We start from the raw sequence: 14382 nt of genomic DNA, 5'->3' as shown, positions 1-14382 counted from the left end.
ATTGACGGGGTTGCAAAGAAGAGAGGAGAAATCCTCTCTTTTTTCTTTGTTCAGAAGACAAAGCATCTCTGCTTGACAATTTTTTCTGGTGTACTATACTTTATGAATGTATTCCGATAGGAAAGGTATGTTTTTAGAGGTGAAGGTATGTTTATTGAGGTAAAACAATTGAATAAAGTCTATTTGGATAAAGACAAAAAATCGAATACAGTTCTCCACGATATTGATTTATCGATTAAGAAAGGAGAATTCGTTTCAATTCTCGGACCTTCCGGTTGCGGAAAGTCGACGCTGCTGTCGATGATTGCAGGTCTTGTCGGTGCCACTTCCGGTGAAATTGTTGTCGATGAAAAGAAAGTGGTAAAGCCCGGAAAAGACAGAGGCATGGTATTCCAGGAAGCTGCCCTGTTTCCCTGGATGAACGTGACCGAGAATGTCATGTTCCCATTGCGGAAAGAAATGTCGAAAAAGGAAGGCCTTGATCGAGCACGCCACTTTTTGCAAATGGTGCAACTGAGCAACTACGCCAACCATTATCCGCATGAATTATCCGGCGGTATGCAGCAGCGGGTATCCATTGCCCGGTCATTGGCGATGAATCCATCCGTATTACTGATGGACGAACCATTTGGTGCGTTGGATGAACAAACGAGAACCCGCTTGCACGGACAATTGGAAAAGATTTGGATCGACACGAAAAAAACGATTGTTTTCGTCACACACAGCATTTCCGAATCGATCAAGCTGTCAGACCGGATCATCGTCATGGGTACACGTCCAGGAACCATTTTAACGGATATCAAAGTCAACATTCCCCGGCCGCGTGAAGACCATAAGAAAGACGTGGCTGAACTGGAAGAGGAAATCATGGGATTATTGAAAACGGAGATTGATAAAGTCGTAAATGAGGAACTTGCTTATGAAGCCCGCAGTTAAGCGACTGATCTTTTTCGTTGTTCTTATTGCTTTCTGGGAACTGGGTTCCCGGTTTGAATTATGGCATGAAACCATTTTGCCTTCTCCGACAAGCGTGTATGAATCACTGGCGGCCGGTTTTTCCGACATGACATTGATCTATGATTTAGCGGCCAGTTTCCGGCGGCTTGCCATTGGCCTATTGGTCGCTTTATTGATCGGCACCAGTCTTGGCATTCTGCTCGCCCGTTCGAAAACAGCCGACGATACGATTGGATCGATGGTGCTGGCACTGCAGAGTGTTCCCAGCATCGTCTGGCTGCCACTGGCCATGATGTGGTTCGGCCTTGGTGAAGGCGCCATTATCTTTGTCGTCATCCTGGGCGGAACCTTCGTCATGACACTGAATGTTCGGACCGGTATTAAAAACGTCAATCCTTTGTATATCAAAGCGGCACGGACAATGGGATCGAATGGAATCGATTTGTTTTTGAAAGTCGTCATTCCTGCGTCAGTCCCTTATCTAGTGACAGGAGCACGCCTCGCCTGGGCATTTGCATGGCGGGCATTGATGGCTGGGGAATTGCTCAGCTCGGGACCTGGTCTCGGCTACACACTCCGCTACGCATCCGATTTCGGCAATATGTCGCTCGTCATCGGAGTTATGATTATCATCGGAGTTGTTGGTGCTGTCGTCGACCAACTGATTTTCCAGCGCATTGAAAGAAACGTCCTCAGACGCTGGGGACTGGAAACGTAAGTGCTTTTTTAAACTACAATATTAGAGGAGGAATTTTACTATGAAACGCATCTTTTTACTGATTGCTCTTGTCGCATTGGCCGGCATACTGGCTGCATGCGGCTCAACAGACGCTTCCGGTGATGAAAACGGGACTTCTGAAGGCAAAACCGTCACAATCGGTTATTTCCCGAACCTTAACCACGTGCCCGCAATGGTGGCAAAAGAAAAAGAGTTTTATCAAAAAAATCTGCCTGACGGCTCATCACTTGAATACGTGACATTCCCGGATGGCGCTACATTCATGACCGCTTTAAAAACGGGTGACATTGATGCAGGCTTAGTCGGCCCTGGTCCGGCAATGAACAACTACACAAACGGCGCTGATGTGAAAATGATCGCCGGTGGATCGACTGGCGGAACTGTCGTACTGGCAAGAGAAGGCAGCGGCATCGAATCATACGAAGACCTTGCCGGTAAAACGTTCATCACACCGCGTGTAGGCTGCACACACGATGTCCAATTTGAAACGTTCATGAAAGAAATCGGCATCACGTCTGAACGTACCGGTGGAGAAATGGTTCACCAAACCGGCAAACCGGCTCAATATGAAGCAATGTTTGAAACCGGCAAGATAGATGTTGCGGTTGCTCCTGAACCATGGGGCTCTGTGTTGGAACAAAATACAGGCGCCAAAGTGATCATCCAGCCGGATGAAATTGCTTTCGGTGAAACATTGCCGGCTTCCGTATTGGTCACATCCGGAGAATTGATTGAGCAAGATCCGGAGCTTGTCCAAGGGATTGTGGATGCACACAAAGAAGCGACGACGTTTATCGCAGAAAATCCTGAAGAAGCAAAAGAAATCACGCTCAATGATATCGAAGAAGTGACAGGCCAACGATTGGAGCAATCGGTACTTGACGGTGCATGGGAAAACACTGGGTTCAACACAGCACTCATTCCAGAAGAAATCCAGGCATTCGGCGATTCTTCTTTCGATTTGAAATTCCTGAAAGAACAACCTGATTTCTCAGAACTGACAGATACGCAATTTATCGACTGATAAAACACCAAACGGCAGAAGCGAGCTTCTGCCGTTTTTCTTTGTCTTCTTATTGAACAAACTCTGGGTTTTTCATGTGCCAATCAGTGGCTCTTTGGTATGCGTACCCCACATCGATCAGTTTCTGTTCTTCATAATGCCGGCTGATGAGCTGCATGCCTAAAGGCAGGTTTTTCTTCTTTGTATATCCCATTGGAAGTGTCAGTGTCGGAACACCCGCATTGGTAAATGGTGTTATGAAAGCCGGTGAACCGGTTTTCCCAATGCCTTCCGGCGCTGCAGATGGTGTTGCCGGTGACAGCAGAACATCCACATCATCAAACAAACCGTGCAGTTCCTGCCGAAATACCTTCCGTGTCTGCTGGGCCTGTAAATAGTCATGAGCTTGGATCTGCAACCCTTCTTTGATGCGTTGCTGGAGAAATTCACCCAGCAAATGACCATTCTTTTGAAAATTATCATACTGGTAACTCGCCGTCTCCGCTTTCAGCACCGTCAATTGCGCCTCAATGGATTTCTCGAAACCGGGTGGCATAAAGACGGTCTTTACAGAAAAGCCCAGCGACTCCAGTGCTTTTATCGCTTCTTGAAAAACTGTCATCGTTTCAGGGTCTGCTTCGAAATACGCGTCACCAATCACTCCGAGTTTGTAGCCCTTCTCTTCCCGTAGAGCCAATGGCTGCTTCGGTAAAGACCATGTGGTTTCATCTTCCCTGTCATATCCCGCCAATTGGTTATAGACGATTACGGTGTCTTCGACCGTTTTTGTTATAGCACCCACATGATCAAGACTCCAGCTGGCCGGAATTATTCCGGCTTTGCTGATTCTGCCGTAGCTTGCTTTCAATACCGTCAGACCGTTGTACGCAGCAGGGCGGGATAATGACCCCGATGTCTGTGTGCCAAGCGCAAACAGAGCCATTCCGCCAGCCACTGCAGCTGCTGATCCCGTGCTGGAACCTCCTGGCGTATGGGCGAGATGCCAGGGGTTTCTTGTTTCCGGCGGGCTTTCCAGACTGGCGAATTCCGTTGTTGTCGTTTTTCCCAGTAAAATTGCTCCTGCCTGTTCGAGCAACCGAACCACTGTGGCATCGTGTTCAGGTACAAATCCTTTCAGTGTTTTGGACCCGGCTTCTGTTGCCAGTTTTTTTGTATGGATTATATCCTTCGCTCCATAAGGAATGGCGAACAATGGCGGGTATGCACTTTCCTTGTAATTGGTTTCTTCCAGCATCTTTGCCCGCTTCAAAACTGCATCTGCCTGAACAACTGTCCATGCTTTGACCAAAGGCTCTGCTGTCTCGATTTGTTTCAGAAATAATGCAGTCAGTTCGGTTGGGGAAATCTTCTTTTGTCTGAGCATTTTTCCCGTCTCTGAAATAGTCAAAGCTAAAGTCACCGCTTTTTCCATGGGATCGTCCCTTTCTTTGAATAAAATCGAATTTTAAAATAAAGCACTGGAAAGACTTTCTAAGTGTATAAGAAACACCTTACAGCACGCAAATGAATATTGAATAATCAGTTTTTTTAACTAACACTTTTGGTTTTTGAGGGCGTATACTATAGAAAAAAAGGAGTGGCGAAAGTGTTTGAGAAGATGAAGATCCGTTATTTGTTGGCGCTGCTGTTCTTGCTCTATGCTGCAGGCAGGCTCGGACCTCTTCTGTTTCCTGGCAGTGAAGAAGGAATTGCTTTGATTACTCAATTGCTCGCTTTTTTGGTCGTTCCTCTTGTTTTTTTCGGCTATTATTTCCGCAAACAGCAATTATCAGTGAGTGATGTGGCTACCAGAAAGGGCTTTAGACGCTGGATCTTTCCAATCCTCGGCTTGGCCTTGCTGCTCGTCGTCTTGTCTTTCGGCACCATGTGGCTGAAATTGTTCCTGCTGTTTCCGATTGCCCCCTCCCTCGTCGAATCATACTTTCAGGACAATGCCGCTGTCGACGGTTCTCTTTTCTTTACGCTCAATCTGCTGCTGGTAATTTTCATCTTTCCGATTGTCGATGAATTCATATTCCGTGGCGCCATATTAAAGCGATTAATCGCGAAGACGTCCAAATGGACGGGCATACTGATTGCAAGTCTTTTGTACAGTCTCCTGTTCGCCGACTTTTTCGGTGCTTTCGTCTTCAGCGTCGCAGCTTCCCTGCTGTATCTGAAAACAAATAATTTGCTTATACCGATTGCGTTGAACTTTGCCTATACCTGGATTTTTTCTGCCGGCATGCTCTTTGCTCCCCCCGATTGGCCGGCTTGGCTGATGCTTATGGAAACATCCGACATATACTCAAAAGCGCTGCCGAATGCACTGGTGCTGCTGGCAAGCCTGTTGTTGACTGCCTGGGCCATTAAACGATTGTTGAAAGCAAAGCGGACAGAGGTGGAAGAAGAAGCAGTTGCCTCTGTTTAAAAAATCATAAAAGCCGCCACACTGAAATTCTTCATTTCAGTGTGACGGCTCTTTCCAAAGAGAACCCGAAAATCTTTTTCAGAGCTTCAATGGATGGATATCCTTGAGCCATTGAAGAATTTTTTGTCGTTTGCGTTTTTCTTTCGGCAGTAGTTCCAGAGCTCGGCTCACCAAATGCTGTTTCCACTCCTCAGCATCCGTTTTTTCCGGCCAGCAATACTCAGAGAGAAAATATTCCAGCAGCCTAAGCGCTCCAAGACGGCTTTCAACAGTAGAGGAAGGCTGTAAAACATCGATTGCATTCATCATCAGGCTGGCTTCATCGTCGTCTTCAAAGTTCTCCTTGTCGGGGCCATACTGCCGGTAAAAATTCATCATTTCATCAAAAAGTGAATCCGCTTTTTCCGTGAATAATTGTTCAACATGACCGTCATTTGAATGAATCAACATTTTCTTTCCCCCTCTATTTTGTTTTAGCATACTGTTTAATGACATTATTTATTCTCCACCGCATTGAAAAATCCCTTCTATTAATTCATAAAATTACATAAAAATAAATAAATTCTTTCTAGAGCACCATTCTCTTTTCCATGAATGTCCGGCTTTGCTTAAGGTAATTCTCTGAAAGTTTTGATGAAGAACCGTGGAATATACCAAAGAAGTTCACCCAAACCCAATAGGAGATCCAGTATCCACATACGGTCTTTCTTTTCTTCTTTCTTCATCTTCTTACCCCCTTTTTGTTTTTATATACGCTATTTATACAAAAAAAGTTTCAAAATAAAAATAACCCGGCACAATGGCCGGGCTTTCGGGAAAGAGGGTTATTCTATGCGGATTTGATGTCCCCGTTCTTCTTTTTGATCTTCTTCTGATTTTGGCACTTGCAGTGTCAATACGCCATTAGTGAATGATCCGCTGATGTCTTCCTGGTTAATCTCACCAACATAGAAGACCCGCTTGAAGGAACCGTATGATCGCTCTTTTCGGATGTAATGACCTTCTTTCCCTTCCGTTTCATAACTGTGTTCTTTTTGTCCCTGGATTTCCAAATAACCATCTTTGTATTCAACTTGGATATCATCTTTGGAGAATCCCGGAAGTTCCACGTCAAATTCGTAATGCTTCTCTTTTTCCTTAATATCAACTTGTGGGAAACGGGCAGCTTTGAAGAATTTATTGAAAAAGTCAGTCTCCATATTGCTTTCAAATAGACTAGGAAAAAACTCATCGCGTCTTCTTGGCAATAGTCTTTTCATGGCCTGTCTCTCCTTAAGCATATTCTTTGTTCGTGTATCCGGAAGCCGATGCCGCAGTTTTCCTGCACGCAAAAAAGTTTCCTTTATTCCGCAAAAGGCTGATCCCGCGACAAAAAGCCTCTCCATCTTTTGCGTTTATTGCCTCTCATCAGCTTTCTTCTCCTTTCCTGCATTTCTGTGGAATCGATTGAAAGATCGTCCCAGTTAAAGCAATCTTTTTTCGATATTATTTTATTAATTTTATGTTTTATTTGTCAAATAATCGATTTTTATTTTTTAGAAATATAGAATGAAAAATCTTCAGTCATTCCTGTCCCAGCGACTAAAAGCAAAAGGCCCCCACCAATCCTCTGAACCTTCACTGGTTGTATAAATCCAACTTTTATGAGTGAAAGTCCTGACGGCAGGGGTATAAGATAAGAAGTGCTTGTTCAGAGCGGCAGCACGGGAGTAAGGGGGATCACTATGTTCATAGTCAGCATCTTTGTCATTGTTGGATTCATGATTGTGCATGTTTTTACGAATTATATTAAGTTTCTCAGTGAAGAGCCGAAAAATGTGCTGATGTCGCTGCTTTCCGGTGGATCGATTGCCTATGTATTTTTGCACCTGGTACCTGAATTGACTCATTACCAGGAAGTTGTAAGAGAAGCCGACTTGCCGCAATGGATAGAAAACATCGATTATGCCGCTTACGTCGTCACGCTGGTGGGCATTGTTTTTTTCTATGGCATCAACCAATTAAGTGAGAAATCACAGGAAAAAAACAGAAGCAGAGAAAATCTGACAAGACCAAGCAAAATCATTTTTGGAATGGAGATTTCTGCATTCGCTTTATACAATATGCTGATTGGGTATTTATTGTCCGATTTGAGCGGAGATAACCTGGCTGCTTATCTCATCTACTTCATTGTTTTTTCTTTTCACTTCATTGCCAATAACCGCATTTTGCATTTGACCCATGAAGATTTATACACAAAAGCCGGACGCTGGATTCTGGCCTTTGCCGTCTTTCTTGGATGGCTCATATACGAAACCACGGAGACAAGTGAATTAACGGTTGCCTGGTTCTCAGCTTTTCTTACCGGAGGGGTCATCCTGAATATCATGAACGATGAGTTGCCCGCTGAAAAGCAAAGCAGTTTTATTTCGTTTGTGGGAGGACTGATTTTCATCGCTTTGCTTTTGCAGCTGATACTGTGAATAATCGGGAGTTCACAAGTTCTTCGTCACAGCTATATAAGTTGAACTAATCATTTTAATCTGACGATATTCCACAAAACAGCTGCGCTTGCCGCAGGCAAGACATTGGCCGAAAGTCGTTCGGTCAATGTCTTTGCGACGAAGCAGCGCAGCGATGCAGGAGCAGTAGGGTTTTCTCCGCTGTTTTGCTCCATATCTAAGCAGGCAATCATCAAGAAGCTAACTAAATGATTCTTTATATCACAGGGTGCTTATCCAGCGCCGGCGCGTCCAGGGGCTGGGCGGAGCTGTAAGACGAGTGCTCTTCTCGGCTTATAGCGGGAAAGGTATTGGCCAAAGGTAGTTTGGCCGATGCCTTTGCGACGAAGCAGCGAAGCGATGCAGGAGCACCGGTTTAGGCCCAAAGCGACCGAAGCGGTGGGCAAAAGGATAATTCTTTAGTCCAACTTAGATGGTCACGAAAAACAAACAGAAGCATTAATCAGTAAATGATTAACGCCTCGTTTTTTCTTAATATTGAATATAATCTGCTATGACGATAAATACCGCTCCGATGATAAACCAAATGAGAATCAGCGGCCAAATAAATTTAACCCACTTGACATATGGGACCCCTGAGGCTGCCAGATAAGCCATCAACGTGGTGCCGGTCGGAAAAATCAAATTGGTGAAACCGTCCCCCAATTGAAAAGTCAGGACGCCGGTTTGTCTTGTCATGCCGATCAGGTCTCCCAGCGGAACAATAATCGGCATAGTGGCCGCCGCCTGTCCAGACCCGGAATTGATGAAAAAGTTGATGACGGTTTGGGCACCGTAAACGCCAAGAACTTGAAGCGCAGCCGGCAGCATGACGATCATGTTGGCCAATCCGTTAATTACCGAGTCGATGATCAGCCCTTCTTCCAAAGCCACCGGAATTGCCCGTGCAACCCCTACTATCAATGCGCCGAGTGTAAACGCCTTCGCTCCTTCGATAAATTCTTCCGCAATGCGGCTTGGATTCATTTTTGCACATAATCCAGCAACCACACCCATCGCGAGAAACAGCGCAGCAATATCATTGATGTACCAAGCCCGGTTCATGACGCCCCACACCAATACGCCCAGACCCAGAACAACGGAAAGCAGGACAAAATAATGCCGGGTCTGAAACTTGGAAGAACCCAATAAATTTTCGTCTATTTTAGAATTTTGCTCCATTTCCACTACATAGCTTTTTGACGGGTCTTTTTTTACTCGCTGTGCATAACGGATGATATAAACACTTGCAGCCAGTAACAGTACCACTAGGATGATTGCCCGCAGCCAAAGGCCGGAGTAAATCGGAAGTTCCGCAATCCCTTGGGCCACGCCTACGTTGAACGGGTTCAGGAGTCCCGAGATAAAGCCACTGTATACGCCAACCAGTACCATGGATAAACCTGTGATGGCATCGTATCCAAGAGAACGGGCCAATGCAATGGCCAAAGGCACCAGCGCCATTCCTTCCACCGTCATGCCGATGGTAAAGCCTCCAATGGAAAAGAGAATCAGAAATAGCGGAATAACCAGTATTTCTTTATTTCCCAACAAAGCTGTCGCTTTCCGAACCACTGCATCAAATACTCCCGTCGCTGTGATAATCTGAAAAGCACCACCTACCACAAAGATAAACAGGATGATATCTGCCGCTTCGTTCAGTCCGGTGATAAACAAGCCGGGGATCTCAAAAATTCCAACCGGATCCTGTTCCACCGCTTCATACGATCCTGCCTCAACCAGAGTCCGGCCTGTTTCGGGGTCTTCAAACCGGTCAAATTCACCGGCAGGGATCACGTAAGTAAGAACGGACGCAGCCAGTACAATGAGGAAGAGCAGCACAAACACGTGGGGGATTTTTAAAAAGGATTTCCACCCTTTCTTTCTAGCGTTGCTTTTTTCAATCTCTTCTTTTTTCATAATGGTTCAGCCTCCCTTGACTACACACTTTGGTCAAAACAAAAAAATATAAAAATAGATTAGTCGGTTTACAAAAGAAATAAAAACGTCAACTGTTATTTACACTTGTTTTTTTCAACTGTTTACAGTTTATTTTTCTGTCAGGGAGATGTCAATGCTTCAGCCGAATTTTCCTTCTTTTGTTTGTCCCGAATCCGACCAAACGACAGTTCAGGCAAATAAGCAATCACTAAACACTGCTTCTTTTTATCTCATTTCTTACATTCAGATCAAAAAAACTGCCTCCAAGGATTTGGGTTCCTCAGAGACAGTCGATGACAATCTATAAAATTCAAGGCTCGCTAATTGGGCTGATTTCAGGCAATGGACTTTTCTGGTAATTGTTGTCCTTTCGGAAATTCCCCATTACTTCCATTGTTTCACTGATGCTGACAAAGGCATTGGGATCAATGTTCTTAATAAGCGGCCGGACAAAAGCAAGTTCATAACGGCTGATGACGGTATACAGCACTGTTAGTTTTGCTGCTGAGTATGCACCTTCACCGTCTACTACTGTCACTCCTCTGTATAAATTATCAAGGAGCTCTTTCTTCACTTTATCACCCTGGTTGGTTACAACCATCAGGCTTAGCTTGATATGGCGAGTGTGGATGCGGTCAACAACCAGCCCGGTAATATAGATGGATGCCATGGTGTACATCGCCAATTCCCATGAAAAGATAAAGCCGGAAACGAAAACCACCAGACTGTTCAAACCAAAGACCAATCCTCCCAAGGGAATGTCTTTTTTCATGGTCAGTAACAAGCCGATTACATCAAAGCCTCCCGTGGAACCATAATAACGGATGATGACACCAACAGCGGCTCCGACAATGACACCACCGAATACGGAAGATAACAGCGCATCTTCTGTTACTTTGACAACCGGAATATACAGCATGGAAATGGAGGTGACAGCGACTGAAAAGACACTATTGCCGATAAAAGTCTTCCCCAATTTCATCCAGCCGATAATCAGAATCGGGATGTTCAGGATAATCAGCCAAATTCCACTATTGACAGGGGTCATCAAGCCAAAAATCATGGCGAGGCCTGTAACGCCTCCCGACAGTATTTCATGTGGAAGCAAAAACACATTAAACGCAAAACCAAGGACAATTGAAGCTGTAAAAATCAGTAATAATCGAGACAGTTTTTGCATGGTAGTTCTCCAATCTTAAGGTAACCCTTAAAAATAATTTTGCTCATTCACAAAAGGCGCCGTTTCTGTACATTGCCTTAAGACCGGTTTATATTTCTTTCTACATTTTCACTATACTGATGAAACCGAGCAGAAAATGATAAATCGTTCTTTTTATGGAGTGACACAACGTTTCGTATTATAGGGGATAGGGAAGAAGAAAAGCAAGCTTTAGTTCTTCCTGTTTCATACAAATTTTCGGTTGCTATTTTCAGCCGGATTGCATGAAGGAAGAACTGTCTTCGCTTCCTCTTTCTTAAACCATTAGGGCCACGGGATAAAATTTATTTCACAACTTTCTACTTAAATAAAAATCAAAAATTTCTAATTTTTTTCGTAATGTGGTTTAATTAAAAGAAAGAATCGTATTTTTTATAAATCCACGTAAAAGGAGTCATACATATGGCGCAACCGTTACTTAATTGCCTGGCATTAAAGGAGTTTTTTAATAAGAACCAAACAGAGTTTGAAAAGAGACTATTGGACGAAGCCGTCAATGTTAAAGATAAAATTGATGAAATACTGACGGTAGGCAACATCGATCTTGTCAACAATGCTCATAAACTGACTGTTTACATCATTGAAGGAAAAGAAGAAGAGCTGAAATTATTTGCCAAACAAGAAGGCATTGCCTGGGCAACACATTCAATTGACCTGACGTTCAAATTGGAATGGGTGCAAGCCATTCGCCGGACGCTTTGGATTTTTATCGAACGCCACAGCGAAGAGATAAAGGGACGGACGGTTTCCGACTTTTTTGAATTGGAAAAAGAAATCAATACACAAGTCGATTCGTTTTTGAACGCTTTTTTCATTAACTATTCCGCCTACAAGGATTCTTTGATTTTGTCTCATCGCCAACTGGTGGAAAACCTGTCGGTGCCAATCATCCCCATCACCAGTTCTGTCAGCATTTTGCCGTTGATCGGAACCGTCGATTCTTTCAGAAGTGCCGTTCTTGAGGAAAAGGTATTGAATGAAATAAGTGCTTCCCGCATCCAAACCCTCATCATGGATTTGTCTGGAATCGCCGAGATGGAAACGGAAGTTATCCATCAATTGATGAAAATCATCGATGGCGGCGCTATGATGGGATGCAGAACGGTGATTACGGGATTACGGGCAGACGTCGTCAGAAAGATGATTGACCTGGACTTTGCTTTCCATCAAAAGACGAAGACACTTGGCACATTGCAGCAGGCATTGAAAGAATACCTAATCGCATAACCAGGAATAGACCTGATTGCTGTTACCAGGTAAGCCCTCCTGCAGAGGGCTTACTTGTATTTCAGTTGAAAATCCGCTGTAAAGGAGGGTGAAAATTGGACCCTTTATATATCCTGGAAAATTTGCATAAAGTAAAACCTGCTTTTCAGCCTATTGTCAGTGCGGTCAAGCATACAGTAATTGGCTATGAAGTGCTCGGGCGTATCCAGTACAAGGGAGAATGGCTGAGTCTGGGAAATTTTTTCCACGACAGTGAAGTCCCGGACGACTTTAAAGCGGAAGTCGATGGACATTTGTTGAGATTGGCGATAACGAAGATGCTGGAAAGTTCCAACAAAGGCTACCTGTTCATCAACCGGAACGCCAGGCAATTATTGATTGACGGTGGAGAAAACTTTCTTCAGCCGTTGAAGGAATTTGAGCTGCAGGGATTCCCAATGGACAGAATTGTTCTGGAAATCACTGAGCATGATTTTGACGAAGATTTTGATGTATTGAATCACCTGCTCCTGTATTACAAAACCTACGGCATCCAGATTGCAGTGGATCATGTAGGCGCCAAGAGCTCCAATATTGACCGGATTCGCCAGCTCCGGCCACATATTCTGAAAATCGATACGGGCATCATCCGCAGTCACAATCCGGAGGTCTTCCAGGACATCATTTATACATTATCCGTCCTTGCCCGCCGGATCGGTGCCAGGTTTTCTTATGAAAATATTGAAGACGATCACCAATTATCGTTTGCCTGGAAACATGGCGGGCATTACTACCAGGGCTATCAATTGGCAAAACCCGATTTCGGCCTTTTATCGAACGCTGATTTGTCCATTGACATCGGCGCCAAAGTAAAGGAATTCACGCAAAGAGAGAAATCCAGAATTTCCGGCCGGCTGGCTTTTACATTAGCCTGTGAAGAAAAAGTAAAAAAGCAACTGAGTCACTGGCAAGGCCCTGAAAAAATCGATTCGTTCATTGAAGCCATCACCTGTTCTTTCCATGATTTGAGTTTCCGTATTTATTGCTGCAACAGCGATGGCGAACAGGTTTCTTCAAACTTCCGCAAACAGCATGAACAATGGGAAGTCGACCCTCAGGCAGCAGGCTCCCATTGGGCTTTCCGCCCTTATTTCCTTGAAAACATGATGCAGATGAAAACGTGGAACAAAGGAAGATTATCAGAGACCTACTCGGATATTGAAACTGGAGAAATGATCCGGACTTTCAGTTACCCTTTATCAGACCAGTATTTTTTGTTTATCGATATCAGCTACAGCTTTATTTCCGAAAACGATTTTCTTCTTTTTTGAACGGGTACCAACACAGCAAAACAAGCCATCCTCCGAAAATGGAGGATGGCTTGTTTTATTTTCAATTTAGTTTGCTTTTGTCATGTGGGTGCAAGTCCTTTACAACTTATGTTCCTTACTCATTTTCCAAAAGCCTGATTGCTTCTTCCAGTTTTTCTTTGTCTTCACCTGAAATTTCAGGGAATTGCGGATTGATTTCTTCCAGCAGCTCCACCATCACTTGCGCAATGATATAGCGTGAATACGATTCGTCATCTGCCGGAAGAACATACCAGGGCGCATGTTCAGTGGACGTATGGTTCAGCATATCCTCAAAAATCTGCTGGTAGTCATCCCAATGCTGCCGTTCTTCCACATCACTGAATGAAAACTCCCAGTTTTTATTCGGGTCTTTCATCCGGGTAAGAAGCCGCTTTTTCTGTTCTTCTTTCGAAACGTTAAAAAAGAATTTCACTACCGGAAAACCGTTTTCAGACAAATATCTTTCAAAGTCGTTGATTTGCCGGAATCGGACTGCCCAGATGTCTTCGCCAATCACATCATCCGGAATCGGCTCTTCTTTCAACAAGTCGTGGACACGCGGTGCAATCACTTCTTCATAATGTGAGCGGTTCAATATACCGATTTCGCCCCGCGCCGGCAATCCGTCATGGATTCTCCATAAATAATCATGCGCCAGTTCCGTTTCTGTCGGTTTGCCAAGCGTCATCGTCCGCAGGCCCTGTGCATTTAAATTCGAGAAAATATAGCTGATGGCTTCGTCTTTTCCTGCCGCATCCATCGCTTGCAGCACAACCAGAATCCCCTTCTCTTCCTGTGCATTCAACTTCAAATGCAGATCTTTAAGCTTTTTCACAGTTTCCGGAATCAGTTTCTTCTGCAGCTCTTCTTCATCCGGGCGGTTGTTTTCAGCTGTTGCAAATTTGGATAAATCGATTTTCTCGTTCTCTTTCACCAAGTATCTGCTTGTATTCATGATGTCCCTCCTGATCGAACAGAATCTTTCTGATCGCACAGTCAGCGGGTTAGCCCCCCTTTAACAGGCGATAAGGCTCCACTGGGTGAAGCTGCTCTT

The 14382-nt window shown here is 44.4% G+C and carries 13 protein-coding genes; 7 read left to right on the top strand and 6 right to left on the bottom strand.

All coding sequences use genetic code 11. The features are described from left to right. Window positions 1-147 precede the first annotated feature (147 nt). Genes EEX84_RS11590 through EEX84_RS11580 form a run of 3 tightly spaced genes read left to right on the top strand, consistent with a single transcriptional unit; the run spans window position 148 to window position 2720 of the window. A complete protein-coding gene (locus tag EEX84_RS11590) occupies window positions 148-936 on the top strand; it encodes an ABC transporter ATP-binding protein (RefSeq protein ID WP_123165805.1) in 789 nt (262 codons plus the stop codon). Then, the gene (locus EEX84_RS11585; RefSeq protein ID WP_123165804.1) at window positions 920-1675 is read left to right on the top strand and encodes an ABC transporter permease; all 756 of its coding nucleotides are present in this window, start codon (window positions 920-922) and stop codon (window positions 1673-1675) included. Before EEX84_RS11590 ends, EEX84_RS11585 begins: the two co-directional genes overlap by 17 nt. Before the next feature lie 40 nt (window positions 1676-1715). Then, window positions 1716-2720, top strand: coding sequence for an ABC transporter substrate-binding protein (locus EEX84_RS11580; protein ID WP_123165803.1), 1005 nt, complete (start codon window positions 1716-1718; stop codon window positions 2718-2720). Window positions 2721-2769: 49 nt separating this feature from the next. On the opposite strand, the gene EEX84_RS11575 is transcribed toward EEX84_RS11580, so the two are convergent. Then, entirely contained in the window at window positions 2770-4131 is a 1362-nt protein-coding gene (locus EEX84_RS11575) for an amidase (protein ID WP_123165802.1), read from the bottom strand. Between the two features lie 174 nt (window positions 4132-4305). On the opposite strand from EEX84_RS11575, the gene EEX84_RS11570 reads away from it, so the two are divergent. Beyond that, window positions 4306-5130: a CPBP family intramembrane glutamic endopeptidase gene (locus EEX84_RS11570; RefSeq protein WP_123165801.1), complete on the top strand. Its 825-nt coding sequence runs from the start codon at window positions 4306-4308 to the stop codon at window positions 5128-5130. Between the two features lie 78 nt (window positions 5131-5208). Here the strand turns inward: EEX84_RS11570 and EEX84_RS11565 are convergent, their stop codons facing one another. Together EEX84_RS11565 and EEX84_RS11560 are read right to left on the bottom strand one after the other, a co-directional pair. Then, window positions 5209-5580, bottom strand: a complete 372-nt coding sequence (locus EEX84_RS11565) for a hypothetical protein (RefSeq protein WP_123165800.1) — start codon at window positions 5578-5580, stop codon at window positions 5209-5211. Window positions 5581-5954: 374 nt separating this feature from the next. Next, window positions 5955-6389: an Hsp20/alpha crystallin family protein gene (locus tag EEX84_RS11560; protein WP_158599112.1), complete on the bottom strand. Its 435-nt coding sequence runs from the start codon at window positions 6387-6389 to the stop codon at window positions 5955-5957. 465 nt (window positions 6390-6854) lie between these two features. On the opposite strand from EEX84_RS11560, the gene EEX84_RS11555 reads away from it, so the two are divergent. Then, the gene (locus EEX84_RS11555) at window positions 6855-7592 is read left to right on the top strand and encodes a hypothetical protein (protein ID WP_123165798.1); all 738 of its coding nucleotides are present in this window, start codon (window positions 6855-6857) and stop codon (window positions 7590-7592) included. A gap of 510 nt (window positions 7593-8102) precedes the next feature. On the opposite strand, the gene EEX84_RS11550 is transcribed toward EEX84_RS11555, so the two are convergent. Together EEX84_RS11550 and EEX84_RS11545 are read right to left on the bottom strand one after the other, a co-directional pair. Then, on the bottom strand, window positions 8103-9530 hold the full coding sequence (locus EEX84_RS11550) for a YfcC family protein (RefSeq protein ID WP_240033969.1): 1428 nt from the start codon (window positions 9528-9530) through the stop codon (window positions 8103-8105). Between the two features lie 331 nt (window positions 9531-9861). Beyond that, window positions 9862-10731, bottom strand: a complete 870-nt coding sequence (locus EEX84_RS11545; protein ID WP_123165797.1) for a YitT family protein — start codon at window positions 10729-10731, stop codon at window positions 9862-9864. Window positions 10732-11172: 441 nt separating this feature from the next. Between EEX84_RS11545 and EEX84_RS11540 the strand changes: the two genes are divergently transcribed. Together EEX84_RS11540 and EEX84_RS11535 are read left to right on the top strand one after the other, a co-directional pair. Further along, the gene (locus tag EEX84_RS11540; RefSeq protein ID WP_123165796.1) at window positions 11173-11997 is read left to right on the top strand and encodes an STAS domain-containing protein; all 825 of its coding nucleotides are present in this window, start codon (window positions 11173-11175) and stop codon (window positions 11995-11997) included. Between the two features lie 95 nt (window positions 11998-12092). Beyond that, window positions 12093-13307, top strand: a complete 1215-nt coding sequence (locus EEX84_RS11535; RefSeq protein WP_123165795.1) for an EAL domain-containing protein — start codon at window positions 12093-12095, stop codon at window positions 13305-13307. Window positions 13308-13422: 115 nt separating this feature from the next. Here the strand turns inward: EEX84_RS11535 and EEX84_RS11530 are convergent, their stop codons facing one another. Next, on the bottom strand, window positions 13423-14283 hold the full coding sequence (locus EEX84_RS11530) for a PPK2 family polyphosphate kinase (RefSeq protein WP_123165794.1): 861 nt from the start codon (window positions 14281-14283) through the stop codon (window positions 13423-13425). Window positions 14284-14382 lie beyond the last annotated feature (99 nt).

This window comes from Planococcus salinus (genome assembly GCF_003719725.1).
GTDB classification, from domain to species: Bacteria; Bacillota; Bacilli; order Bacillales_A; family Planococcaceae; genus Planococcus; species Planococcus salinus.
Note: the sequence above shows the minus strand (reverse complement) of the source record. Positions and strands in the feature narration are given on the sequence as shown.